This window comes from Nitrospira sp. KM1 (genome assembly GCF_011405515.1).
GTDB lineage: Bacteria > Nitrospirota > Nitrospiria > Nitrospirales > Nitrospiraceae > Nitrospira_C.
The window spans coordinates 3,706,636-3,732,770 of the sequence record NZ_AP022671.1; the positions used below are offsets into that span (position 1 = coordinate 3,706,636).

General features: G+C 59.0%; 22 protein-coding genes. 14 read left to right on the top strand and 8 right to left on the bottom strand.

Annotated features, from left to right (window positions below; genetic code table 11):
• Nucleotides 1-12: 12 nt before the first annotated feature.
• Both W02_RS17500 and W02_RS17505 read left to right on the top strand, forming a co-directional pair.
• On the top strand, nucleotides 13-900 hold the full coding sequence (locus W02_RS17500) for a hypothetical protein (RefSeq protein WP_173050007.1): 888 nt from the start codon (nucleotides 13-15) through the stop codon (nucleotides 898-900).
• A 13-nt stretch (nucleotides 901-913) separates the two neighbouring features.
• On the top strand, nucleotides 914-3,499 hold the full coding sequence (locus tag W02_RS17505; RefSeq protein ID WP_173050009.1) for a TM0106 family RecB-like putative nuclease: 2,586 nt from the start codon (nucleotides 914-916) through the stop codon (nucleotides 3,497-3,499).
• Here the strand turns inward: W02_RS17505 and W02_RS17510 are convergent.
• From W02_RS17510 to W02_RS17535, 6 genes are all read right to left on the bottom strand, one after another.
• Nucleotides 3,428-4,180: a lipoate--protein ligase family protein gene (locus W02_RS17510; protein ID WP_173050011.1), complete on the bottom strand. Its 753-nt coding sequence runs from the start codon at nucleotides 4,178-4,180 to the stop codon at nucleotides 3,428-3,430. The genes W02_RS17505 and W02_RS17510 overlap by 72 nt on opposite strands.
• Nucleotides 4,146-5,555, bottom strand: coding sequence for a dihydrolipoyl dehydrogenase (gene lpdA / locus W02_RS17515; protein ID WP_173050030.1), 1,410 nt, complete (start codon nucleotides 5,553-5,555; stop codon nucleotides 4,146-4,148). Before lpdA ends, W02_RS17510 begins: the two co-directional genes overlap by 35 nt.
• Before the next feature lie 14 nt (nucleotides 5,556-5,569).
• Nucleotides 5,570-6,967 (bottom strand): dihydrolipoamide acetyltransferase family protein, encoded by a 1,398-nt coding sequence (locus W02_RS17520; RefSeq protein ID WP_173050032.1) that lies wholly within the window; start codon nucleotides 6,965-6,967, stop codon nucleotides 5,570-5,572.
• Between the two features lie 26 nt (nucleotides 6,968-6,993).
• Nucleotides 6,994-9,684 carry a pyruvate dehydrogenase (acetyl-transferring), homodimeric type gene (gene aceE, locus W02_RS17525; RefSeq protein ID WP_173050034.1) on the bottom strand — a complete coding sequence of 897 codons (2,691 nt, stop codon included), beginning with the start codon at nucleotides 9,682-9,684 and terminating at the stop codon, nucleotides 6,994-6,996.
• 396 nt (nucleotides 9,685-10,080) lie between these two features.
• Complete coding sequence (locus W02_RS17530; RefSeq protein WP_173050036.1) at nucleotides 10,081-10,917, bottom strand: hypothetical protein; 837 nt, start codon at nucleotides 10,915-10,917, stop codon at nucleotides 10,081-10,083.
• Between the two features lie 189 nt (nucleotides 10,918-11,106).
• On the bottom strand, nucleotides 11,107-11,796 hold the full coding sequence (locus tag W02_RS17535; protein ID WP_173050038.1) for an SDR family oxidoreductase: 690 nt from the start codon (nucleotides 11,794-11,796) through the stop codon (nucleotides 11,107-11,109).
• Between the two features lie 295 nt (nucleotides 11,797-12,091).
• Between W02_RS17535 and W02_RS17540 the strand changes: the two genes are divergently transcribed.
• Both W02_RS17540 and W02_RS17545 read left to right on the top strand, forming a co-directional pair.
• On the top strand, nucleotides 12,092-12,820 hold the full coding sequence (locus W02_RS17540; protein WP_173050040.1) for a DUF3313 domain-containing protein: 729 nt from the start codon (nucleotides 12,092-12,094) through the stop codon (nucleotides 12,818-12,820).
• 39 nt (nucleotides 12,821-12,859) lie between these two features.
• Nucleotides 12,860-13,318 carry a hypothetical protein gene (locus tag W02_RS17545; RefSeq protein ID WP_173050042.1) on the top strand — a complete coding sequence of 153 codons (459 nt, stop codon included), beginning with the start codon at nucleotides 12,860-12,862 and terminating at the stop codon, nucleotides 13,316-13,318.
• Nucleotides 13,319-13,330: 12 nt separating this feature from the next.
• Here W02_RS17545 and W02_RS17550 read toward each other — a convergent pair whose 3' ends face one another.
• Complete coding sequence (locus W02_RS17550; protein ID WP_173050044.1) at nucleotides 13,331-15,100, bottom strand: alkaline phosphatase family protein; 1,770 nt, start codon at nucleotides 15,098-15,100, stop codon at nucleotides 13,331-13,333.
• Between the two features lie 252 nt (nucleotides 15,101-15,352).
• On the opposite strand from W02_RS17550, the gene W02_RS17560 reads away from it, so the two are divergent.
• The 8 genes from W02_RS17560 (at nucleotide 15,353) to W02_RS17590 (ending at nucleotide 19,502) form a co-directional block, all read left to right on the top strand.
• A complete protein-coding gene (locus W02_RS17560; RefSeq protein WP_232068587.1) occupies nucleotides 15,353-15,646 on the top strand; it encodes a BrnA antitoxin family protein in 294 nt (97 codons plus the stop codon).
• A gap of 92 nt (nucleotides 15,647-15,738) precedes the next feature.
• A complete protein-coding gene (locus W02_RS21835; protein ID WP_255458529.1) occupies nucleotides 15,739-15,870 on the top strand; it encodes a hypothetical protein in 132 nt (43 codons plus the stop codon).
• An 11-nt stretch (nucleotides 15,871-15,881) separates the two neighbouring features.
• On the top strand, nucleotides 15,882-16,067 hold the full coding sequence (locus W02_RS17565; RefSeq protein WP_173050050.1) for a hypothetical protein: 186 nt from the start codon (nucleotides 15,882-15,884) through the stop codon (nucleotides 16,065-16,067).
• Between the two features lie 262 nt (nucleotides 16,068-16,329).
• Entirely contained in the window at nucleotides 16,330-17,322 is a 993-nt protein-coding gene (locus W02_RS17570; protein WP_173050052.1) for a YafY family protein, read from the top strand.
• Between the two features lie 225 nt (nucleotides 17,323-17,547).
• Nucleotides 17,548-17,811, top strand: coding sequence for a CopG family ribbon-helix-helix protein (locus W02_RS22240; protein WP_173050054.1), 264 nt, complete (start codon nucleotides 17,548-17,550; stop codon nucleotides 17,809-17,811).
• A 2-nt stretch (nucleotides 17,812-17,813) separates the two neighbouring features.
• Complete coding sequence (locus W02_RS17580; RefSeq protein ID WP_173050056.1) at nucleotides 17,814-18,221, top strand: type II toxin-antitoxin system VapC family toxin; 408 nt, start codon at nucleotides 17,814-17,816, stop codon at nucleotides 18,219-18,221.
• 144 nt (nucleotides 18,222-18,365) lie between these two features.
• Nucleotides 18,366-19,052 carry a hypothetical protein gene (locus W02_RS17585; protein WP_173050058.1) on the top strand — a complete coding sequence of 229 codons (687 nt, stop codon included), beginning with the start codon at nucleotides 18,366-18,368 and terminating at the stop codon, nucleotides 19,050-19,052.
• Nucleotides 19,053-19,070: 18 nt separating this feature from the next.
• On the top strand, nucleotides 19,071-19,502 hold the full coding sequence (locus tag W02_RS17590) for a hypothetical protein (RefSeq protein ID WP_173050060.1): 432 nt from the start codon (nucleotides 19,071-19,073) through the stop codon (nucleotides 19,500-19,502).
• Nucleotides 19,503-20,253: 751 nt separating this feature from the next.
• Here W02_RS17590 and W02_RS17595 read toward each other — a convergent pair.
• Nucleotides 20,254-20,493 carry a type II toxin-antitoxin system VapB family antitoxin gene (locus W02_RS17595; RefSeq protein ID WP_173050063.1) on the bottom strand — a complete coding sequence of 80 codons (240 nt, stop codon included), beginning with the start codon at nucleotides 20,491-20,493 and terminating at the stop codon, nucleotides 20,254-20,256.
• Nucleotides 20,494-22,015: 1,522 nt separating this feature from the next.
• Here W02_RS17595 and W02_RS17600 point away from each other — a divergent pair.
• Together W02_RS17600 and W02_RS17605 are read left to right on the top strand one after the other, a co-directional pair.
• Nucleotides 22,016-25,447, top strand: coding sequence for a TM0106 family RecB-like putative nuclease (locus tag W02_RS17600; RefSeq protein WP_173050065.1), 3,432 nt, complete (start codon nucleotides 22,016-22,018; stop codon nucleotides 25,445-25,447).
• Between the two features lie 397 nt (nucleotides 25,448-25,844).
• Entirely contained in the window at nucleotides 25,845-26,048 is a 204-nt protein-coding gene (locus tag W02_RS17605) for a hypothetical protein (protein WP_173050067.1), read from the top strand.
• Nucleotides 26,049-26,135: the final 87 nt, after the last annotated feature.

Genomic DNA, 26,135 nt, shown 5'->3' on the forward strand with positions numbered 1-26,135 from the left:
ACAAAGGATCGAATGAAAAAGTCATCAACGGGGCAGTTGCAGTATTCCCCCAGCGACCTCATGACCTACCTGGCCTCGCCGTTCGCCTCCTGGATGGACCGGTATCATCTGGAATGTCCCGGGTCCATAACTCCGGACGAACTGACGGAGGACGATAAGCTGATCGCGAGGACCGGCGCCGAACACGAACGGGCGGTGCTCGGCGACATGAGGACAGCCGGCAGGGCGATCGTCGAAGTGTCGACGCGCAACTTCGCCCAAGCTCAGGCGCAGACACGATCTGCCGTGACTGCGGAGGCTCCCGTCATCTACCAGGCGGCACTGTGCGACGGTCCGTTTTTCGGATTCGCCGACTTTCTTTTGCTCGACGAGCGTGGCCTGTATCAGGTCTGGGACACCAAGCTGGCTCGCTCGTCCAAGCCCTACTATGCCATCCAGCTCTGCTGCTATTCCGACATGCTCAGTTCCGTGAGCGGCCGGTTGCCGCAGACCTTTGGCGTGATCTTGGGGAGCAAGGAAAGGGTCATGTTCAGGCTGGAGTCGTTCATCCATTACTACCGCCATGCGAAGAAGACCTTTCTGGATCTGCAAGACCGGTTCACCGGGAATCTCAGGAATCGTCCGCTGCCGTTTCCCCGCGCCGAACATGGCCGATGGACGTCACATGCCGACCGGTTCTTTCGAGATCGCGACCATCTGGTCCTCGTGGCCAACATCACCTCGAGCCAGATCAGGAAACTCGCGAAGGCCGGCATTCACACCACGGCCCGCCGACGTCTCAGGAACGAAGATTCCCGGGCTCGACTCGACGACGCTCGAAAAATTGGCAGGCCAAGCCCGCCTGCAACGGCGGACGGGCGAAGCCAGGCACGCCGACCCGCAAGCGCCGCCGAGCCATGAGGTGTTGCATCACGTGGGGCCAAACGGCGAGGCGGTCGGACTCGCCGCGCTGCCGCCCGGAGATCCGGGCGACGTCTGGTTCGACATGGAGGGCTACCCGCTCGCGCCTGGCGGGCTGGAATACCTGTTCGGCATCTGCGTTCGAGATCACAGCGGAGGACAATACCGCTTTCAAGACTGGTGGGGGCACGACCGGGGCGGGGAGAAGCTGGCGTTCGAAGGATTCGTGGATTGGGTGTTCGATCGCTGGAAGAAGCATCCGGGCATGCACATCTATCACTATGCACCCTATGAAGTGAGCGCGGTCCGGCGGTTGAGCACCCGCCACGACAGCCGGCAGGATCAGGTCGATGACCTGTTGCGGAACAATGTATTCGTCGATCTCTATCAGATCGTCCGGCGCGGGGTGCGCATCGGCGAAGAGAGCTATTCGATCAAGTCGGTCGAGCGCCTCTATCGTCCGCAACGGGCCACACGGGTAGCAACCGCCGCGGATTCGATCGTCGCCTATAGCCGGTGGATCGAAAGCGGAGAATCCGGCGACTGGAAGCAGAACGGCATCCTCAACGGCATCCGCGATTACAACGAGGACGATTGCCGGTCCACCGCCGAGTTGACCGCCTGGTTGAGAGACGCAGCCAGAGCTCATGGCATCGTCCCGCCTCCTCCGACAGAGCCCGTCCAGGAGGAACAGCGGGAGATGGCACCCATCGTGATCGACCGGTTGCAGACCGTCGGAGATCTCAGAAAGCTGCAGAACAGCACGGCCGCGGCGCTGGCCGACCTCGTAGAGTTCCACCGGCGCGAGCAGAAACCGATATGGTGGCGCATGTTCGACCGGGCGGCGGCTGCTCCAGACCAGCGGCGCGATGATCCGGGATGCATCGAGGGCATTCAGTCTGACGGACCTTGCTCGACGGAGAAAAAGTCGCTCGTCCAGGGCTATGAGTTCGATCCTGCGCAGGAATGCAAGCTGGCCAAAGACGACCAGGTGAGATTCGCGCATAATCTTGACGCCACGTTCACGCTGACTGAAATCGACGCAGCAGCCGGTCGCCTGAAGTTAAAAATCGGTCAGCAGAGTCTGAAAACCAAATGCGAGGGTTTGTTCTACAAGGAGGGATCACTCATCCACAACGAATTTATCTCGCCGGCCGGCATTCCGGACGCATTGGCTGATCTCGCCGCTTCGCATCTTCACGGCGCATTGCCGAAGTCCGTCACGGCGTTGTTGACTCGGCAGCCTCCGGCCGCACGCATGCAACATGAAGCGGAGACAACTATTGATGCTGCCGTACGCATCGCCAGGGGGATGGATGGGGGTTGTCTCGTCATCCAGGGACCGCCCGGTACGGGAAAGACCTATGCCGCTTCCCGGGTGATCGTTGCGCTGCTCGAAGCGGGGAAACGAATCGGCATTGCCTCGAACAGCCATAAGGCCATCGGCAATCTGTTGAAGGCATGCGGCGAGGCGCTGAGAGAGCAAGGCGGCAAGCTGGAGGGCCTGAAGGTCGGAGGGGAGTGCGACGAGCAGCTTCATCAGGCGAACCCGGAATTGGTGCACATTCCCGGCAGCGGAGATGCGAAAGGCCGTTACAAGTCCGGAGTGGTCGGCGGCACGGCGTGGCTCTTCAGTCGCGGCGAATGGATCGACGGCCTCGACTATCTCTTCATCGACGAAGCGGGACAGGTCACGCTCGCAAATGCCGTGGCCATGGCAAGAAGCGCCAAGAATCTCGTGCTCCTCGGCGATCAGATGCAGCTTGAACATCCCGTTCAAGGGTCGCACCCCGACGATGCCGGCCTGTCTGTGCTGCAGTATGCCCTCAAGGATATGTCCGCCAGCTTGCCGGATGTGCCGGTCTTTCACGCGGTCGTTCCGTCGGATTACGGACTGTTTCTCGGTGAATCCCGTCGCATGCACCCGTCTGTCTGCCGATTCATCTCGGAAAGCATGTACGACGAATGTCTCAAGTCTCATCCTGATTGCGCCAGGCAGCAGATCGACCGAGTCCTGAACCGGGCGAACCTCATCCTCAAAGGGAACGGCATCGTCCTCAGCCCGGTCGAACACGAAGGGAACGTCCAGCAGAGCGTGGAGGAGGTCGAAAGGGTCAAAGCGATCTATGAAGAGATGTTTGGCCGCCGCTACACCGGCAAGGACGGCAAGACGAGACCGCTGGCGCTCGAGGACTTTCTGTTCATCGCGCCCTACAACGCGCAGGTGCGTGCGCTGCAGGCCGCGCTTCCCGCTGGAGCCAGGGTCGGAAGCGTCGACAAGTTCCAAGGGCAGGAGGCGCCGGTCTGCATCCTTTCTCTCTGTTCGAGCTACGGGGAATACGGCTCGCGTGGCCTGGCGTTTATCTTGGATCGCAACCGCATCAACGTAGCCGTGTCGCGCGCCCAATGTCTTGCCGTCGTCGTGGCAGACCCCCGCATCGCCGGCTCGATCCCGTCCTCGCTGGAAGAAATGATGCTGCTCAATCTGTTCTGCAAACTGCAGGATGCGTCAGGAAGCGAAAGGGAATCAGGGATGGCTGCGTTCGAGCACATTCCGGATGCCGGCCTGCAAACGGAATTCTGGCCAGCCCGCAACTGATGAAACGGCGTTCCATGCTCCGGCAATCGCATGCTTGAGGTCTGGCGCCTTCGCAGCAATCGTCCTCAGAAAGGCTTCATGGGGCCGGTTCGCCCGATAGTCGGGCTGCTGTGCGGGGTGCTTCAGATACCGCGCAATGAGATCGGCGCGCATGCCGTGTAAGATCGTTCCGTGAAACAGCAGGGCGCGCTTCGTGCGCCGCTGCGCGTTCCCGGATATTTTCATCCCGCCGGCGGCAAGGTCGCTGATCCCGCAGAAGGCTATCTCGGGTTCCCAGCGGCGGAGTGCCGACGCGATGCGGTCGAGGATGAAGCGGTTGGTGGCGCGGATATCCCCCAGGCTGGGATGCAGATCCCGTCTCGCGACGAACGCATAGGAGAGGCAGCCTGGCCCCTGGAGGACCGTCCCGCCGCCGCTGATCCGCCTAAAAATCGGTATGCCGTCTCGTTCGCATTCGGAGACATTGACCTCGTCGGTGGTGCGGGAACTTCGGCCGAGCACCACGAAGCAGCGGTCGCTTTCCCAGAAGCGCAGCAGGGGATGACCCCCGCGTTCTTCCATCTCATCGAGCAACGCCTCATCGACAGCCAGATTCTCAACCGGCGAGGGCAAAGTCAGGTCGAGCAGTCGGAACCGGCCTCCCGCGCTAGCGCTTTGTATAGAGGTGGGTGGGTTGTCCATGGAACGATTCGGCTGCTTCCATGACCGTCTCGCTCAGCGTCGGATGGGGATGGATCGAAGCCGCGACGTCCTCCGCCACCGCGCCCATTTCCACCGCGAGCACTCCCTCGGCGATCAACTCGCCGGCGCCCACTCCGCAGATGCCGACTCCGAGGACGCGGCCTGATTCCTTATCGAACACCAGCTTCGTGAGGCCGTCGTTGCGTCCCAATGTCGTGGCGCGTCCTGAGGCGAGCCAGGGGAATTTCGTGACGGTCACGGCCTGACCGGATGCTTTCGCCGCCTCCTCCGTGAGACCGCACCAGGCGATTTCCGGATCGGTGAAGACGACGGCTGGAATAACCGCGGCGTCGAATGAGGCATGCTTGCCAGAGATCACCCTGGCTGCGGCCAGCCCTTCATGGGTGGATTTGTGCGCGAGCATCGGCTCGCCGGTGATATCGCCGATTGCGAAGATCGTCGGCTCGGCCGTGCGCAGCTGCCGGTCCACTTGGACGAAGCCTTTGGAAGACAGCGCGGCTTTGGTGGTATCCAATCCCAGCTCCTCCGTATTAGGGCGCCGTCCCACGGCGACCAGCACCCGATCGAACACCTCGCTTGTGCTGCCGTCCGGTCCGGCCAGCGTCGCCGCAATCCCTTCTTTTTGTGGTACCAACTTGTCCACCTTGGTCTCGAGCTTGATGGCCTTGAAGCGTTTCTCCATCCGCTGATGGAGCGGCCGAACGAGATCAGCATCCGCGCCGTTGAGCAGACGAGGCAGCGCTTCGACCAGGGTGACCTCGGATCCCAATGCCTGGTAGACCGTCCCGAGTTCGAGACCGATGTAGCCTCCTCCCACGACGAGCAAGCGTCCCGGTATCTCCGGCAAATCCAGCGCCCCGGTCGAATCCATCACGCGCGGGTCGTCGATCTTGAGAGAGGCCGGCGCGACCGGACGCGATCCGGTAGCAAGGATCGCATGCGCGAACGTGAGTTCGCGGGAGTTTCCTCCACTGCGTAACGACAGCGTCGTTCCGTTCTTGAAAGTCGCGCGGGCCTGGATCAGCTCGACTTTGCGGCTGCCGGCCAACGTCTGGACGCCCTTCGTGAGTTTGGTGATGATCGCCCTCACCCGGCGGCGCAACGTGTCGAGGTCGATGCGTGGCTTCTCGAACTGAATACCCCAGGCCTGCGCCTCCTCCGCCTCACTGATGACACGCGCCGCATGCAGCAGCGCTTTCGAGGGGATGCAGCCGCGCAGCAAACAGACGCCGCCCGGCTGGGCTTCTTGATCGATCAACGCTGTGCGTAAGCCGAGGTCCGCCGCCTGAAAGGCTGCGGCATAGCCGCCTGGTCCTGCGCCGATCACTGCCACGTCGTAGTGGGATTCAGCCATCGATGGTTCTCCTGCTAGAGTCCTAGGAACATCGCCTGGAAATCTTCGAGCACTTTCACAATCTCGTTGGTAAAACGCGCGCCGTCCGCTCCGTCCACCAGCCGGTGGTCGTAGGCAACGCACAACCGGAGGATATTGCGGGGAACGAGCTGGCCGTCGCGGTACACCGGCGTCAGTCGGGATTTGCCCACACCGAGAATGCCGACCTGCGGCGGGTAGATGATCGGCGTAAACGGTCCTGCGCCGAGACCACCCATGTTGCTCACGGTGAACGTCGCTCCGCGCAGCTCCTCGAGTTTGACCTCGCGCCTCCGCGTACGGTCGGCGAGATCGGCCAGCTCCAGTGAAATCTGCAGAAGATCCTTCTGATCCACGTTGTGGATGACCGGCACGATCAGTCCTGCCGGCGTTTCCACCGCGACACCGATGTTGTAGTAGTTCTTGTAAATCACCTCGCCGTTCGTGAGGTCGAGCGAGGCGTTCATCTGCGGATAGAGTTTGAGGGCATGGACCGAAGCCTTGAGGAACAGGCTGCTGAGCGTCAGGATCGTGCCCTTTTGTTTGAACTGCGGGGCGTATCGTTTGTGCAGCTGCATGAGATCGGTGATGTCGGCATCCTGGAACTGATGGACGTGCGGAATATTCGTCCAGGCCTGCGTCATGTTGGCCGCAATCTTTCGCCGGAGCGATGGGAGCGCTTCCCGGCGCTCGGTGCCGTACATCGTCGAAAACACGTTGCCGCCGGCCCCCTGCGCATCTTTACCGGCCGGGCTGCCCGCACCGCGCGATCGTTCGCGCACGTAAGCCTTGACGTCTTCCGCCGTAATGCGCCCTCCGGCCTCGGATCCTTTCACCTGCGTCAGGTCAACGCCCAATTCGCGCGCCAGCCTGCGAATGGACGGGGGAGCGGGGATGGTCGCTCCGGAAGGTTTCGAATGGTCGGCTTCGCGATCAGCTCGTGCCGGTTGCGCCGGTACCTGATCCTGGTGATCCACGACTGGAGCGTCAGGCGAGGCCGGTTGAGTTTGCGTCTTGGATTGGTCCGATGCCTGTGACGGCTTCGATTCCTTCGCCTCGACCGATTTGGCGTGGGCTGCCTCATCTTCCGGTACCGGCTGCCGGGCAGGCGCGACGGCAGACTTTTCGGGTTTCGCTGTCTTGGAAGATTGGCCGTCGCCGTTTCCACCGTCGAGTTCGGCCAATGCCTGACCGACCTTGATGTGATCGCCCTGATGCACGAGCAGGCGGGTCACTTTGCCGGCGGCTGGGGCGGGCACCGGCACGGTCGCTTTCTCGGTCTCAAGCTCGATCAGCGATTGACCTTCCGTGACTTGTTCGCCTTCCTTGACGAGAACTTGGACGACGTCGCCGCCTTCGACGCCCTCAGCCAGGAATGGGAGTTCAACCTTCATGACTCATCCTTTGTGCGCTCACCTGTTCACCGGTGCCAAGGCGCATCGTCATGCGGACTCAGACCCAGATCCTGCGCGGCCTGCCGGACGATCTGGGCCGTGACCTTTCCGTCCCGGCGGTGAAGCGCATACAGCGTTGCCACGGTAATATGCTCGGCATCGATCTCGAAGAACCGGCGCAGGGCCTTGCGCGTATCGCTTCGGCCGAAGCCGTCTGTTCCAAGCGCCAGTAGACCGCCGGAAATCCATGGCGAGATTTGCTGGCAGACGAGCCGGACGTAGTCGCTCACGGCCACGCAGGGTCCGTCGAACGAGCGAACGGTCTTTTGCAGGTAGCTCTCGCGCGGCGGCTCGTCAGGGTGCCACATGTTTCTGCGTTCGGCTTCGAGCGTCTGCATGCGCAGGTTTTTGTAACTGGTCACGCTCCACACGTCTGCGGCAATGCCGTACCGTTCACGCAATAGATCTTGAGCGCGCAGCGCTTCGTTGACCAGCGGGCCGCTTGCCAATAGATGCGCACGATGTCCGCGGCGCTCGGGCGCCGGCCGGAAACAGTACATTCCTTCGCGAATTCCCGGCTCTGCGCCCGCCGGCATGGCCGGCATCGGATAGGACTCATTATAAAGGGTGATGTAGTACGACAACTCCTCCTGATCCTGATACATGCGCTTCATGCCGTCCTGCAAGATGACCGCGAGTTCGAACATGAAGGCCGGATCATAGGCCGCCATCGTAGGAAACGCGCCGGCCAGCAGATGGCTTTGTCCGTCCTGATGCTGCAAGCCTTCACCTTCGAGCGTCGTGCGTCCTGCCGTCGCACCTAGCAGGAAGCCGCGCGCTCGCATGTCGGAAGCGGCCCAGATCAGGTCGCCCACGCGCTGAAAGCCGAACATCGAATAGAAAATATAGAGTGGAATAGTATTGAGCGAATGCGTGGCGTAAGCGGTGCCTGCGGCAATGAACGACGACATGGCTCCGGCTTCCGTGATGCCCTCTTCGAGAATCTGTCCGTTCGTGGCTTCGAAATAATAAAGCAGCGAACTCTTGTCGACCGGTTCGTACTGCTGGCCGACATGCGAATAGATGCCGTATTGGCGGAACAGCGCTTCGAGCCCGAACGTGCGCGCCTCGTCGGGAATGATCGGCACGAGATGCTTGCCGAATTCCTTCGTGCCGAGTAATCGGCCCAACATGCGGGCAAACCCCATCGTGGTCGACACCGCGCGGTCTCCCGATCCTTCGATGAACTCCTTGAGTTGCTCCAGTTTCGGCGTTTCGAGCGATTCGACCTTCACGCGCCGTTCCGGCAGGAAGCCGCCCATCGCCTTGCGGCGCTCGACGAGATACGCGGCCTCCGGGCTGGCGGCCGGCGGCTTGAAAAAGGGTGTCGAGCCGAGCTGGTCATCCGGAACCGGCACGCCGAACCGCGTGCGAAACTCGCGCAGCTCGTGTTCGTTCATCTTCTTCTGCTGGTGGGTGACGTTGCGGCCTTCGCCCGCCTCGCCCAATCCATATCCCTTGATCGTTTTGGCCAGGATCACTGTTGGTTGCCCGCGATGTTCGACGGCGGCCTTGTAGGCGGCATAGACTTTCTTCGGATCGTGGCCCCCGCGCATCATCTTGTGGATTTGCTCGTCCGAGAGATTCTCCACCATCTTGAGGAGCTTTGGATCGGTCCCGAAGAAGTGTTTGCGGGCGTAGGCGCCGCCTTCGACGGTGTACTTCTGATACCAGCCGTCGACGACCTCGCCCATCCGCTTCACCAAAATCCCTTCATCGTCCTTCGCGAGCAACGGATCCCAGTCGCTTCCCCAGATCACCTTGATGACATTCCAGCCTGCGCCGCGGAAGATGGCTTCCAGCTCTTGGATGATCTTGCCGTTCCCGCGAACCGGCCCGTCGAGCCGCTGCAGATTGCAGTTGACCACCCAAATCAGATTGTCGAGCCGCTCCCGCGAAGCCAGCGTGATCGCGCCGAGACTCTCCGGTTCGTCGGTTTCGCCGTCGCCCACGAATGCCCACACGCGGCGGCGGCTCGTATCCTTCAAACCGCGATCTTGGAGGTACCGGTTGAAGCGCGCCTGGTAGATCGACATGATTTGTCCGAGCCCCATCGAAACAGTGGGAAATTCCCAGTAGTCGGGCAGCAGCCACGGATGCGGATAAGACGAGAGCCCCTTGCCGTTGTCGCTCAGCTCGCGGCGGAAGTGATGCAACGATTCTTCGGACAGACGTCCCTCCACGAACCCGCGTGCATAGATGCCAGGTATGGCATGACCCTGGAAATACACCAGGTCGCCTCCACCCTCCGTGTCTTTACCGTGAAGAAAGTGATTGAAGGCGACCTCGTACAGGGTAGCAGCCGAAGCGAACGTGGAGATGTGTCCGCCGATACCCGCATGCTGTTTGTTGGCCTTGACGACCATGGCCATGGCGTTCCAACGGATGAAGCTGCGGATGCGGCGTTCGATTTCCAGATTGCCGGGGTAGGCCGGCTCCTGCGCAGCAGGAATCGTATTGACGTAGGGTGTATTGAGCGGGGCGGAGACCTTCGTTCCTTGGGAGCCTAGTCGTTCACGGAGCCGTCCGAAGAGATAGGACGCACGATCCGCACCCTTCGCCTTGAGCACATAGTCGAGCGATTCCAACCACTCGCGTGTTTCCTCGGGGTCGCTATCGGTTTGCGATTGTTGAGGCGCGCGATTGTCGTCGCTCATGCGGTCTCCCATGGGATGTAGGTTCATTCTAATGGGAGGGGAGAGGTGCACGCAAAGGATAAACTCGGTGGACGCCCGCACGCTCCGGTGCCTCAGCTCGGCCGTACGGGCTTCGCCTCTGCTCGGCTCCGCAACTTGGTCCGTCCGATGCTGTGCAGGACGGACCGGCGAACAATGCTCGCCGTCGTGGGGCACGACCGCATCGGCTTACCGTACGGTGTCCCGCGCTTCGGCACAAGTCGCGCGGCGGCCATTCCACCTTCGACTGAAGGTAAGGAACGCGGCTCAGCCGGGCGGACGCCTCGCCGCTGTGGTCAAGTCTACTGTGTTTTAGCTGGTATCAAGCGCAGGTGATGTCGAAATGTAGATAGCTAGGGCTGCTGGTATAGCGGTAAATCAGCGATCTTGCTCAATGGTTCGAACGCGCTGTTCGAGTCGCTCAACTCGTTCCTGTATTTGCCCGTAAGAAAGCTGGACGAGGGCGCGGGTTTCCCTGAATTGTTCATCAAGATGAGATCTTTCCTGAACATGGAGCTGATCCAGATGTATCTGAAATCCCTCGGCGACCAACTGGAGTTCATGCCGTAGCTCTTCAGTCAGAACACCCGTGTGGCGCCGGGTGTCAGCAATATCTGCCCGAAGTGAGTCTGCCGTCGTGTGAAGATCTTGTTTAACCTCTTCGGTCAGGACATCGGCATGGAGTTGCGCTTCAGTAATATCGGTTCGAAGCAATTCAGCCGTTGACTGAAGATCTTGCCTGAGCTCTTGAGTGAGGATTTCCGTGTGGTCTCGAGCGCTGGCAATATCGGCTCGAAGGGACTCGGCCGTTGACTGAAGATCTTGCCTGAGCCCTTGAGTGAGGATTTCCGTGTGGTCTCGAGCGCTGGCAATATCGGTTCGAAGGGACTCGGCCGTTGACTGAAGATCTTGTCTGAGCCCTTGAGTGAGGATTTCCGTGTGGTCTCGAGCGCTGGCAATATCGGCTCGAAGGGACTCGGCCGTTGACTGAAGATCTTGTCTGAGCTCTTCGGTCAGGACGCGAGTGCCGGCAATATCGGTTCGAAGTGACTCCGCAGTTGACCGGAGATCTTGCCTGAGGCCTTCAGTGAGAACGCCGGTATGATGTCTTGCTTCCGTAATGTTGGCTCGAAGCGTTTCGGTGAGGTCGGCCCGCAGCGATTCTGTAGCCGCTCCAACTATCTCTCGAATTTGTACGAGCGATTCCTGATCCATATGTGATCCGCTCAAGGCGGGTGAAGTCTAGGCTGCTGCAAACGTCAAGTCAACGCTGTGCAAGCAAGCAACTGAAATATTCAATGCAACCATTTCGAAATGCGTGGAATTGATATTAAGAAGAACGATGGCATCTCAAGGCAATTGAACTTAGCCTGCATCTTCGCAAAGTTCTCAGCACTTCTAGGGTTACCAGGGAATTGCCTTGCGGTCTTTGACGAACTGTCCCGTCATGGACTGAGGCGCTTCGGTCGCGAGCCAAACGATCGTGTCCGCGCCCTGTTCGACCGAACGCGGCGCGTCGCTTCCTCCCATGTCAGTCCTCACCCAGCCGGGGCAAACCGAATTGACTGGAATGTTCTCGCCGGTCAATGCCGAGGCGAATTGGTTGGTCACGCCGTTGAGCGCCGTCTTCGAAATGCTGTAGGCCGGCGCCCAGGTGCCCAACTCCGAAAGTTGGCCGGCTCCGCTCGATACATTGATGATCCGCCCGGACTGACTGCTGCGGAGTAACGGCAGGAAGGCTTGGATCATGAGCAGCGGCCCGATCGTGTTGGTTTCGAACATCCGATGAAGACGTTCGGCCGGCAGGTCGAACACCGAACCATCATCGTCATCCGCGATTGCGGCATTGTTCACCAGCACGTCCAGATGGTCCGTCTCCTGGGACACAGTTCTGAAGGCCGATTCGATACTGCTGATGCTGGTGACGTCGAGCACGATCGGCGTGACGGATGGGCCAAGTGAGGCGGCAGCATCCATGACTTGCGAGCGCGACCGGCCGGTGAGAAACACCCGCCAATCCTTGGCCGCCAATTGCCTGACGATCTCCAGGCCGATCCCCTTGTTTGCACCCGTCACCAGGGCGAGATTAGGCATAGCCTGTCTCCTTTCGTCCCGATCCCCGTTAGTTCGCTCCATTATATAGACGCGCCATTTCCTTATGCCTCTATCTCTTGGTCGTTGATTAGTACCATGCGGTTGGGCTCTATCTCTATAATGTGCCCCGAGCTTCGCGCGTAAGTCTTGTGACCGCATGCACAGTTGTCTCCTCCTCTTCTTTCCTTAGTGGTATTGCAATTGGCTGTTACACCCTCGTAAGCTTCCGGCGTGCCGCCGCATCGGCAATCCGGCGCAGGCGGTCTTGCCGTTCATTCCTTCATGGAGGGACTACATGATGTCGCTGCAACGCATGATGCTCGTTGCCATGGTTCTCATCGTCTGCGGATGCGCGGCGACGAAGCAGGCACGGACCGTCGATAACCTGGGTTTCATGAAAGATATGTATCCCATGATGTCGCACGGCAACGAGGATTTGGGAGAATCGCTGTTGATCTATAAGAATCCCAAGGTTGCCACGCTGCCGCCGAACTCGTACACCAAGATTTTGTTGGACCCCGTGTTGATCTTCCGCGGCCCGGAATCGAAGATGAAAGGCGTCTCGCAAAAGGAAGCGCAGGTCATCGCCGACACGTTCTATGCACTGATCTACCAAGAACTGTCCAAGGACTTCGAGATGGTCGACAAGACCGGCCCGAAGACCCTGCGGGCGCAAGTCGCGATCACCCACCTGGAAGAGTCCTGGCCGGTGTTGGACGTCGTGTCGTCGATCCCGGCGCCGATGAATGCGCTGGCGGCAGGATCGGTGATCAAGACCGTCGCCACCGGGAAGCCGGCTTTTACGGGAGAGGCCGTCATCGAAGCCAAGATTACCGATGCGGAAACCGGAGAAGTCCTTCGAGCTGGAGTGGACCGCCGCGTGGGAAAGAAGAAGCTCGATGCGAATTCGTTCAACACATGGTCGGACGTGTATGAATCGCTGAGGTATTGGGCGGAAAACGGCCGCTATCAGATCTGCAAGGCGCGCCGGCTGCACGCCGAGTGTGTTCCGCCGCGGGCATAGAACAGGAAGCCCCGGCCGCAAGACGAATCAGGAGGACCGGTGACACGCCTCATACTAGCTGTCTATCTGTTGAGCCTGAGTGCTATTGTAGCGGCCGCGTCCGACAATCCATGGGTCGGGACATGGATTCTTCGGGAGCCCGAGCCGGGAGGTCAGCTGACATTGAACATCGAAGAGGTCAGCGAAGGCTGGAAGCTGATGTACACGGTGATCGGTCCCGGAGCGCCGGGGGCGAGTTATACGACGGTCGTCACGCCGCTGAACGGCAAGGATGCTCCGGTCATGATCGATGGCAAGACGTCCGGTCAAACCATGGGCATCACGAAGATCGACGACCTGCATACCGTCAACGTGATCAAGTACGAAGGCAAAGAGATCGGCACGTCGAAGACGGAGTTGTCCTCGGACGGCAAGATCATCAAAGTCGAGACCGACTATCCGGATTCCAACCTCGGCGCCCCCGCCTCAAAACAGATTCAGTTCTGGGATAAGAAGTGATCAGCCTCAGTGTCACGCCGGCCTGTTCTGCTTCAGGAACTCGATCGAATCGTTGATCGTATGGACTCCCGGCGGCATGTCGGAGCTGCCGGTCGCGACGGCGTTGACCATCTTCACCAGATCCCTCGCCACGGCTCCGGGAGGATTCAGCCCGTCGTTCGCCGCTTCCTGAGGCGACAGTTTGCGCAATCGCAAGCGCGGCATGTCCTCGCGAGTCCTCGGGGTGGGCAGGCAGGGAAGTGCCGATAGGCTGGTCGAGGCCGCATCGCGTGCGGTCAATGCGTCGAGACCGAACTTCTCCTCCAGCGTCTTCATCAGCGTGGTCGCATCCAGCGGCGTACTGAACACTGTGCCCTTGGGAATCCAGGGGGAAATCAGAATTGTGGGGATGCGCTGTCCCAGCCGGTTGAACGGGAAATTATCCTGATCGGCGTACCCGTCGCCAGGCGGCACCGCCGTCGGGGGCGGCACGTGGTCATAGCAGGTTCCGCCTTCATCGAACGTGATGATGAACAGGGTATTGAGCCAGTTGCTCCCATTCGGTGAATTCGAATTGCGGATCGCCTGGTAGATGTCATTGACGAGGATCTCACCGCGCTTCACGGCCGGTGCGCCGTAGTCCGGATGGTAGCTGTTCGTCTCCAGAAGAAAACGCGGCTGGATAAACGTATAGTCCGGCAGGGTGCCGTTCTCCACGTCGTCGTAGAACGAGGTCATGTCTTTGAAGTAGGGCGCGGCATCTGGAAAGTCGCCCAATGTCGGATAGTGCAACAGCCGCGTCAGCGGCACGATATCGAAGCCGTCATAATAGATGGTCCAGGTATGGTTGGCGTCGGTCAGCGACTGAAAGATCACAGGCGCCGTATTCTCGAACGGCCAGCGTATAGACGGCGTATTGATGACGAATCCCGATGACGAAGCGGCGTGGAAAAAGGCACGATTGGTATAGGTCTGGCTGGGCACGGCGCAATGCCAGTTGTCGCATACCCCATAGTTCTGAGCCAGTTGACTGATCGCCGGGACGATGCTCGGCGGGTACATCTGCATGATGGTCGAATATTCCTCGTAGGTTCCGGCCTTTCCCATCGAAAGCAGACTCCAATAAAACGACGTGATGAACCCGGTCATCGGAGGCGGAAAGAACGCGCCCTGGTCGGGCACATTGTACGGCGTGGCATAGTCTGCCTCCGTCTTGGCAAACTGGTTGGTCAGCGGATTGAACGCGTTGTAGAGCGCCACGTTGACCGAGCCGTACTGCTCGGCCGGATCCACAACTGGGTTTAACAGGCCGGTCGCCTTGGACACGGGGATCGTCCCTTGGCCGGATCCCGGCGCATAGGGCGGGATCGGATTGGACAAATTCTTCGTTGCGACGCCGTCGAAGGGCTGACCCTGCGGGCTCACGTCTTTCGGATACAGATAGCCCAATAAGTTATCCAGCGAGCGGTTTTCCAATTGCAGGACGACGACATGCTTGAAGGATTGCATCAAGTTGGCCGGCGCTGGCGGCGTGCCGCCGGTGAACACCGGATCCGGTCCGAAGAAGCGCGACGGGTTGGGGATCTCGGTGGGCGGAAGTTCACCGGGAGCGGTCAGGTCGGCCGGGTCTGGTTCACCTGGAAACAGAGTTGTCGAGGTCGATGAGGGTGTCGATGAGGCCGGTGGTGGGCTGGAGTCGTCCTTGCTGCAGGCCGCGAGCGCTGCGGCCATTGCCAGGCTGGCTTTCAGGAACGACCGGCGGCCCAATGTATTGTCGGTATTGTCGTCGTCGGAGTTGTCCATGGATCGGCGCTCCCCTCTGTGTGGCTCTCGGGCGTGAGGTGTGACGCGTATCCCAGATTCGTATTGCCCCACAGCGCGCCTCCCGAAGGGCAAAAACGGCAGGCACAATAGCCACCATTCAGATTTGAAGTCAATGGCCGGGGCGGGGTTGCTGGCTAGGGGAATGTTTGAGGATCAGGGAGAGTCGACGTATAGGGCAGTCAGTAAGAGGAAGGATTGTATTTGTCGTCTACACATTGCGGAGTGATGAACATGGGAAAGAAACAATCAGGATCATCAACGCGCGGCAAGCGAGCCGTCGTGAGCGCGAAGCATATTCCGGACTCTAAGATCGATTTCTCAGATATGCCTGAACTGACGGACGCACAGTTACGTCGCATGCGAAGAGTTGGAAGACCGACAAGTGGTCTGGCCAAACAATTGATTGCCATTCGGTTGTCGCCGCGTCTTTTAGAGCGGCTTCGAAAAATGGCGGCCAAGCAGGGGAAGCCATATCAGACACTCATACACGATTTGTTGGAACGAGCGGCCTCGCACGCCGCCTAGAGGGACTGGCTCCGGCGCAGTCGGTGCCTGTCCCTGTCTTGCGTGCAGATTCGAAGTCAATGGCTGATGCGGATTCCTGACTAGGAAGAAATATGCGATTACCCAGCTTGTGCTGTGCTCTACCAGGAGGTCCAGGCATGAAGGATACGTCGCGCGACATGGAGGAGCGGTACCAGACCTTGCTGATGCAGCGCACCGGCGAAGAGCGCCTCATCGCCTCATAATGGGATGCTCCATGCGAGACACCGCACGCGCGCTTGTGGAAGCATCTCTGCGTGAGCAAGATCCGCAGGTCACAATCGAAAACCTGCGAAAGGGCGTATTCCTTCGTTTTTACGGACACGAATTCGCCCCGGACACGTGTGCCAAGATTTTCGCCGCCATCGAACAAGCAGCCAATGCAGTCCCATCCGGCCGTTAAAACGCACAACATCGTCCATTGTCTTCGGTGCCTTCCAGCATCCAAAAAGATACATTTACAGCCGAACTGCTCGTAAGATTACCGGCAATTGCCTGAAAGATTCTTTCCTTCTTTCTTTTTTGCTCAGACCCTCCTTCCGAATGATTGCATTCCGAACAATGGATGGGTGACCCTGTCCGCTCATTGCCGGCGCGCATCGGCTGATCTGGTTTCTCGTAGGGATGACCATGCGTCACGATGAGGTCTGAACCACTCTGACTCCATGCCACGAAACGATCAGGTGACCAGACAGTGGTATCTGCTCAGGCTCCTTGAATCGCCAGGGGGCGTCACGCTCGAAGACATCGTCAACCGCCTGCCGGCCGACTATCTGCGGCATCCACGAACCGTCCGGCGCGATCTCGAAGCGCTCGAAGCGGCAGGCTTTCCTCTCGTGAACGAACGGGGCGACGGCCGGGTCCGCTGGCGGTTGATGGACGGGTTTCGCCAGGCTCCCTCGCTGTCGTTCTCACCGACCGAACTCATGGCGCTGGTCATCAGCCGCTCTCTGCTCAGGCCGCTGGCCGGCACGCAGATTCAAACGGCGCTGGAATCCGCAATGGCCAAGGCCTCGCGTCTGCTGCCGGCCGCCTCGTTGGACTATGTTGACCATATACAGAATGTCTTTGCGGTTGGATTAGGGCCGCACAAGATGTACCGGCAGCATCGGGAGACCATCGATAAGCTCACCCGGGCGATCGAAAGTCATCGTACGGTTCAGGTCCGGTACTTCTCCGCCTCACGCGTGCGTATGACGCGGCGGGAGATCGATCCTTATCGGCTCTGGTACGCATCGGGTGGGCTGTATCTGGTTGGATACTGCCACCTGCGCAAAGAGCCGCGCATGTTTGCCGTCGAACGCATGCGCGCGGTGGCGGCGACAGACCATCCCTATCAAATGCCGCTGGGGTTCGACCTCGATGCGTTCATTCAGGATTCACTGACCGTCATGCGGGGGCCTCGCATCACCGTGGAACTGCTGTTCGACCGTGCTACCGCGGTGTGGGTCAAGGACCGGACGTGGCATCCCAGCCAGACGACCAAACCGCTCAAAGACGGCCGGCTGCGGATGACGCTGACGGTGGCTGACACGCGCGAGCTATTGGGATGGATCTTGAGCTTCGGCAGCGGTGTCCGGGTGCTGCGTCCCCCCTCACTCGCCGATGCGGTATCGTCGGAGGCGAAAAAGATCGCTCATCTTGCCCGGAGCAATTAAAACTCGCGGAGGCGGCGGAAATACTACCGTCACGCAAGAAGCGAAAAACATTCTGCAACGGAAACCACTGAGTGGTTACATCTGTCTGGTTGGCACTCGTCTGTCCTCGACTCTGCATACATACAACCATTCCGTTCACCGGCCGAGACGAACTTCGATCTTGCGAGAAATCGAAAGCCGTAGTACAGTCCTGTCATACAACAATATTAGTAGTGAAACCGCATCATGCCGCTAACAGTACGAGTTGACGTCAAAACGGAACGGTTGATTCAACGACTCGCCAGGAAGCGGGGGAGGACGAAATCGGAAGTGATACGAGATGCGATCGGGGTGTTTGCGAAGCAAGTTGAGGCACAAGATGAGCGGGAGCGTCCCTATGAAAAAGCACGCGATTTGATCGGAAGCGTGCACGGGGGCCCTTCCGATTTATCCTCCCACACCGGGAAGACATTTCGCCTAATGCTCTCCAATAGCCACCGAACAGCCTGACGATGGTCTTGATAGATGCAGGACCGCTCATTGCCTTGATTCACAAAGATGACAGGCATCACGAGCGCTGTGTTGAGGCCCTGCGATCGGTCAGTGAACCGTTAGGTACTGTGTGGCCGGCGTTCACCGAAGCAATGTATCTGTTGAGCTTTTCATGGAGAGCACAGGAAGCGCTTTGGGAGATGCTCGAACGAGGTGTGATCGTGCTCCTTGCTCTTGAACTCCAAGAGGTCTCAAGGATGAGGGAGCTGATGAAAAAGTACAAAGATCTTCCGATGGATCTAGCCGACGCAGCTCTCGTGGCGGTGGCCGAACGCGAGCGGATTAGGCAGATCTTCACCCTTGACCGTCGAGACTTCGAAGTCTATAGACCTGCTCGGCTTGGGCGATTCATCCTCCTTCCTCAGTAAGTCGTCCCCAGCGATCTATTCCAGCGATTCGACCCTGCCGCTGAAAGAACACGGAGCGTTCGACTCTTTGAGACGAGTGACCTCCGATGTCACAGTTCACCTCTATGATGGCCGCCGCTGAACCACAAACCTGGAGGTGATCGTATGCATGACAACCGGAGTGGGAATACCGATTCCGTCCCGCAGCCATTGTACGTCACGCTGATTCTCGACGAAACCGGATCGATGCAATCCTGCAAGGGCGCGGCGATCGCCGGCTTCAACCAATATCTCGCGAAACTCCGGCAGGAGCCTGCCAACACCCGTGTCACCCTGACACTCTTCAACTCCGGCAAAACCGAGATCCGGTATCAGGGCGCTGATCCGTCCGCCGTGTCCGATCTGGACGTCGAAACGTACCGGCCTTGCGATACGACCCCGCTCTACGATGCCATCGGCCGCACGCTCACCGCCGAGAGGCCGGCGGCTCCCGCCGAAACCAAGAAACTGTGCGTCATCCTGACGGATGGATTGGAAAACGCCTCGAAGGAATACCGGCACAAACAGGTGTTCGACATGATCAAGGACTTCGAACAGCAGGGCTGGACGTTTCTCTACCTGGGCGCCGATCACGACGTGTGGGTAGCCGGTGAATCGCTCGGGATCGCCGGCGATAATACCGTGTCGTTCTGTAGAAGACAGGTCGACGGCACATTCAACCGGCTGTCCGAACGGATTGCCGCGTTTCGGCGCGAACCGGCCGGGAAAAAGGAGCCGCTGCCGGCCGAAGAGCAGGCTCCGCCTGTTCCGAACCCGCCGCAGGGAGACGGCACCTCTTCAACCTTGAGCTGATGAAGATGGAGGAACGCCATGCCAACGATCGGTCTCTTGTTGCTCGCTCTGCTCGCCGCTCCGGACGTGTTACATGCGGAAGATCTCGGCTATCTCAGTGCCAACCCGTTTGGCATCGATTCAACGTCCAACCAGTTTGGCAAGGGCAGCCCGTTCGCGCCGGACGGCATCAACAATCCGTTCAGCCCGTACGGCAGTCCGTTCAGCAACCAGTCCGCGACCAGTCCGTTCGCCACCGACGCACCCAGACTGTACGATCAAGAGGGCAACTACCGGGGCAAGCTCAGCGCGAATCCCTTCGATCCGGATTCGACCAGCAATCAGTTCGGCCGTTACGGCTCGCCCTATTCACCGGATTCCATGAACAACAAGTTCGGCGCAGGCAGTCCCTATCGATACGACTCGCCGAACAATCCGTATGGGGCGGGATGGAAAATAGAGGGTAAGTGATCGAAAGCGCCGTGCTCCGTCGCCTCTCGCAGCACCCCTTCCACGGCGGTCCGAGCGGAAGCCTTCTGGAATTCCCTCGGTCACGGTTGTCTCAACCGTGTTCCTCGGTCAGTTCCAGCTTTCCTTCTCAGGCCGCCGGGCGGGGCCCCACTGCTTTGGCGAAAGTCGCACAGGGCTTTCGATCACTTGCTGGCGGGTAGTGGAAGACTCCAGCTCGCAAAGCGGTAGGGGGACTGACTCCGATGCAGTCGGTGCCTGTCCCCCCTTAAAGATCCAGATTTCCTATGTTGATTCCGGTGTGTTGAAGATCATTACACTCTATGAGCCCGACCCAGGGAAGATAAACTGCACGATATGGAGTCGTGTGCCGTCTTGAAATCACCGTGCAGTCGGTTGGTAGAAACGAATACCCGGTATTTTTTTGAAGTGCATGTCGAGGCTATACACTAAATGCCTTTGCTCCAGAGCCAGCGCTGCAATGATGAGGTCGGACACGGCAATGTCACTCCTTTGCGGAGCAACTGAGCGGAAAGGTCGCCGGTCTGCTCCCAAATAGACCGGTTGATCTCCCGATACGGTAAAGCCGAAAGGGCTTCGGAAAGCACCGCCCGTTCAGAGGATGTCCGACATCCCTGCAGTAGCTCAGCCAAGACGACCCCAACGAGTACGACGTCATCGGCATCGATCAGTAGGTCCAGGGCGGCCTTTTCAGGTGAATCGGGGGTTAAAGAAGGGAATCCAGACGGAGGTATCAGCGATGACCATGTCGGCGGCGTTTGAGGGAGGTTTGATGACGGACTTCGACTTGCTCGAGTTGCTTCCAATCGAGATCGAGATGGATTTTCCCGCTCAGGTTTTTCAACTGATCGAGTTTTTTTCTCCGAATCAGTTCGTGAGCGGCAAGATGGATGGCTTCAGTCTTGGTCTTGGCCGAAGTCGCTTTCATCAGCTGCTCGATCAAGTGCTGGTTGAGATCCAACGTGGTACGCATGCTACCAATGGTATGCATAGTCTATGCATATGTCAATTTCATCACCATTCAACACTACCAATCGCCGGCAATCCATAGAGGACAGGATGGAAAATAGAGGGTAAGTGATCGAAAGCGTCGTGCTCCGTCGCCTCTCGCAGCACCCCTTCCACGGCGGTCCGAGCGGAAGCCTTCTGGAATTCCCTCGGTCACGGTTGTCTCAACCGTGTTCCTCGGTCAGTTCCAGCTTTCCTTCTCAGGTCGCCGGGCGGGGCCCCACTGCTTTGGCGAAAGTCGCACAGGGCTTTCGATCACTTGCTCATAAGCGGTGGAGGATTAACTGAGCGATGAAGAGCACCCCATGTCGCGGAATACGCTCAGCATCGGTGGATGCCTCGCTCCTCCGGTCGAACTCGCCAAGCGCGAAGGCATCAGGTGAATCGGGGGCGATTAAAGAAGGAACCAGACAGAGGGAGCAGCGATGACCCCATGGGCACTCCTCAGTCCTCAAAAACCTCAATAAATAAACCATTCCTGCACTTTCGAATTTGCTTTCGTTACAGTCAACACGATATGTCTGAGCTCAGGAAGTCGTTTGGGTAATGGATAGCGCGGATCAGGGCGTGCAGAATGAATATTCGTTTCTATGTTGACCTCGAAACAGACTTGCCTCACGTCTATGGTCATCAAGTTGACGAACGGGAGGTAGAGAATGTATTGAGACACCCAGGAGAGGACCGTCCAGGGAGAGAAGGCGCGCGGGTAGCGATCGGACAGACGAGGGCGGGGCTGGGATGAAGCGAGAGTCCGCCGAGTTTTGGCTCACTATGAAGAGCAGTCCGACCAAGAAGCAGTGGCAGAAGATGAGGCCGCCATTGAAGACAAGACCCAAACGGTCATGGAGATTCCCACCGATCTGGTTCCCGCCGTGCGAGCACTAATCGCGAAACGACGAGCAAGTTGATTCCCCAACCTATTAGTCATTGACTGCTGCTGCAACTAAAAGGCTGAGGACCGCTCAGGCCATACGTCAATAGCTCTTACTCTGGTATTCTCAGCACTCCGCACTGACTTGGATGGAGGGTAGGGGACTGGCTCCGGTGCCTGCCTCGCGCCTTCATCATCCGAAAATCCCCCCAGCTCGCAACCCCTAACCCGATACATTCATCCAGAGCGTGTCCCACTGTGACCTCAGATGTCACAGTGCTCTGCCACAATGCGCTACATGATCATGGAGTCCGGCATGTGGAAGGAGGCGGCCATGTGGAAAAAAATAGTGATGCTCCTGGCAGTGCTCTCGATGAGCCCCGCCGTAGCCGTGGCGGAAGATCTCGGCAGTCTCGGGTGAAAACGGGCATTGCATCACTGATCGTTCAAAGACCATGAGCTCAAGATGACAGACGTTCTTGCTTTAGAAGGATTGCTTTCTTTAGGGGGAATCGGTATGCGTTTCAGCTGCGCTCATGTGCGTTGCCCTATCGCAACGAGGCAAAACGCCGGACGCTAAGCTGGGCTATTCCACAAGGGTAAAGAAACCATGCACATGACTGACAAGACAGCAGTTTTTGCCGCAACGGATCTGTCGAACTTTCTGGCGTGCCGGCATCGTAGTGCATTGGACCTGGCTGCTGCCATGGGAAAGCTTAAGGCGCCCGCCGCATTGCTCGATATGGCACTCACGCTGCTGCGGGAGAAGGGCGCTGCACACGAGCGAGCCTACGTCGAACATCTGCGCGCGCAAGGACTCACCGTAGTCGAGATACCAGTTGATGCGGCACCTGACGAGCGCGTCTCGCAAACCGTCGTAGCGCTCAAATCTGGAGCGGACGTCATCTGCCAGGGAGCGTTTGCCGGCCAGGGCTGGATTGGCTATGCCGATGTCCTGCGCAAGGAGCCTTGTCCACCTGGAAGGCGATCGAGTCTCGGCGACTTCTACTATGAGCCCTATGATACGAAGTTGGCGCGTGAGACGAGAGGAGGGACGATCCTGCAGCTTGCACTCTATGCCGACCTGCTGGGCGAGATCCAAGGCGTCGCGCCCGAGCGTTTCTTCGTCGTCACCCCCGGGAAGGATTTTATCGTCCAGCCGTATCGTCTCGCGGACTATGCCGCGTATTTCCGCATGGTGCGCGCCCGGATGCTCAAGGTGTTGGGAAAAGGGCCCGATGTGCTCCTGACAGAGACCTACCCTGATCCCGTGGAGCACTGTGATGTCTGTCGCTGGTGGGAGCGCTGCAACAAGCGACGCCGGGATGACGATCACCTTTCCTTCATCGCCGGCGTGGGCCTCTCTCAGCGCACCGAATTGGTATCGCGCGGCGTGACGACGCTGGCGGCCGCAGCCGTGATGCCCGTTCCCGTCACATTCAAGCCGTCCCGAGGCACAGCTGACACGTACAACCGGATTGTCGAGCAGGCGCAGGTGCAGCTTGAGCAGAGGACAAAGAAGGAACCGATCTTCAAGGTGCTGCCGGTCGTCCCCGCCCAGGGGCTTTGCCGCCTGCCCGAACCATCCCCCGGCGATCTCTTTCTCGACCTGGAGGGAGCACGCTTTGTCCGTGAGGGCGGGCATGAGTATCTGTTTGGGCTGGGTCACGTCACCGCTACCGGAGACTTTGAGTATCGGCGCTGGTGGGCCATGGATACCATGGAGGAACAAGCGGCCTTTGAAGCATTGATCGATGCGATCCAGCACGCACGGACAGTAGACCCCCATCTCCACATCTATCACTTTGCGCCGTACGAGCCGACGGCTCTCAAGCGTCTCGCAGGCCGTTATGCGATCAAACAGGACGCGCTCGATGACCTGTTGCGGGGTGAATGCTTTGTCGATCTGTATGCGGCCGTTCGGCAGGCAGTACGCGCCGGTGTCGAGAGCTATTCGATCAAAGAGCTCGAGCAGTACTTCGGATACCAGCGAGTGATCGCCTTGCGGGACGCGGCAACGCACCGCATCGCGATCGAGATCGCGTTAGAAATTGGCGACCCGGACACTATTTCAGAAGAAACGCGGCAGATCGTCGAAGAATATAACCGCGATGACGTCGTCTCCACATGGCGGTTGCGAGAGTGGTTGGAAGGTCTGCGGACGCGTCAGATCGAAGACGGGGTAGAGGTGCTGCGGCCAACGACCAAAGAGGCCGAAAAAAAGGACCCAGACGATCGCACCGCACGCGCAGAGGCCCTTCGCGCCGAATTGCTTGACGGCCTCTCACCGGAGGCAGCGACCGACCCCCACCATCCCGACCATCCCCGATGGCTGCTGGCTTTTCTGATCGACTGGCACCATCGGGAAGAAAAAGCAAACTGGTGGGAATACTTCCGACTAAAGGACCTTCCGGAAGAAGACTTGATCGACGAACCAAAAGCGCTTACCGGTCTTCAGCATGTCGTCGAGGTCGGACCCTTTCTGGGGAAGAAGGGGAAGCCGACCGGGAGTATCATCCACCGGTATCGGTTCCCGCTGCAGGAGGTGGAACTTACTGAAGGCGATACGCTGAAGCGGCTCGACGGTCAGGCCTTTGGCGAGGTACTGAAGCTCGACCGAACGGCGCTGACCATAGACGTGAAGCGCGGCCGTAACTCAGGCAAGGACCATCCCCGGTCGGTGTTTTCGAATGATGTGTTCGGTATGGAACGGCAGCAAGAGTCCGTGATGCGGTTTGCGGCGAATCTGCATGCGGCGGGCTATCAGCAGCTCTCCGCCGGCGCAGACCTTCTTTACCGGCGTCCTCCGCGACTCCGCAAAGGCGAGTTCAATCCTCGCCTGAACGAATCCGCAGCGGACTTCGCAGTCCGAATCGTCACCGAGCTGGATCGAACAACGCTGGCCATTCAAGGGCCGCCCGGGGCTGGGAAGACGTATGCGGGCGCACGCATGATTCGTACAGCGGTAGGGGCCGGTATGCGGGTCGGCGTGACGGCGAACAGTCACAAAGTCATCCAGAATTTACTCGCCGAGATCGAGAAGCAAGGCCGAAACGAAGGGAAGGAACTCCGGCTTGGCCACAAAGTGGACGACGAGGGGAACCTTGCTGATGGTGTGACGCCGTTTAAGGATAACGGATCAGCCATTGCCGCCATCACCAGTCGGGAGATCGAAGTGCTGGGCGGAACGGCCTGGCTCTGGGCGAGCGAGCATGCGACGCAGTCGGTAGACTTGCTGTTTGTCGATGAAGCCGGACAATTCTCGCTGGCGAACACGCTGGCAGTAGCATCAGCAGCGATGAGTGTCGTCGTGTTCGGCGATCCGCAGCAATTGGATCAGCCGCAGAAGGCGAGCCATCCGGAGGGTGTCGGGGTCTCGGCACTGGCTCACGTCCTCGGTGGGAGCGAGACGATGCCGACTGATCGAGGCATTTTCATGCCGGAAACCTGGCGCCTAGCGCCGGCGGTCTGCAGCTTCACCTCGGAGTTGTTCTACGCCGGCAAGTTAAAACCCCTTCCATCTCTGGCCGTTCAACGGCTTACCGGGACAGCGGTCTTCGATGGTGCGGGGCTTTGGTGGATCGCCGTGGCGCACGACGGCAATCGCAGCTCGTCCGATGAGGAAGTGAGGGCCGTCGCGGAACTGGTGGATCAACTGATAGGCGCGAGGTGGGTGGATCAGGATGGGAAGACGTGCCCTTTTATCGCGGCTGACTTAAGGGTCGTGGCGCCGTACAACGCCCAGGTGAACCGTCTCGCTGCTCGTCTCCAGCCACGGGGCGTTCCGGTCGGGACTGTGGACAAGTTCCAAGGGCAAACCTGTGCGGCAGTCATCTACTCGATGGCCACTTCGTCTCCCGAGGATGCGCCTCGCGGGATGGAATTTCTCTATTCTCTCAACCGGCTTAATGTGGCTACGTCGCGTGGACGCTGTGCCACGTTCATCGTCGCAAGCCCCGCACTTCTTGACCCTCAATGCTGGACACCAAGACAGATGCAGCTGGCGAACGGCCTGTGCCGGTTTGTAGAAATGGCGAGGCGGCCTTAGCGCGGAGAAAGGTGTCAGAGCGCGGAGAAAGGTGTCAGGAACCATTCCTGACTTGCCCCGGCCCAGATGGAGTGGGTGAACGCCGATGAGCACCACGAGCAGGTCGAAGCGCTTCGCCGCAGTCGTGAAGGGTCTACCGTTTTGAAGCGAGCCATGGACGAAGCAGATGGTGACGAGATGGAATCTCGGCATGACGCTGCGAGAGAGGGGACGGTCACCGAAAGACTAAACAATGGTTCCTGACACCTTTTTGTCTTCACCTTTTTGTCTTCACGACCGGGATTCGCAGAAGTGGTTCCGGCCTGCCTCAGGCCAATTTCAAATCACATATAAGCATGGCGCTTCGCACCATGACTACCAACCCGATTTTGTCGCTGAGACAACAGACTGTATCTACATGCTCGAACCCAAAGCCAAGAACGAGATGACGTCACCCGATGTGTTGGCGAAGAAAGAGGCCGCTGTCCTCTGGTGCAGCCGCGCCACCGCTCACGCTCTGAGCAACGGCGGCAAGCCATGGAAGTATGTTCTCATACCCCACGACGTGATCGCGGAGAATATGACGCTGACAGGGCTGGTGAAGCAATATTCAATCACATGAATTAAATGGATTTAGAATCAGAATGACTGTACCGGCAACGGATGGATTCAATCCCCCGCATATTGCTGTCTCGAGATCGTCGATGGA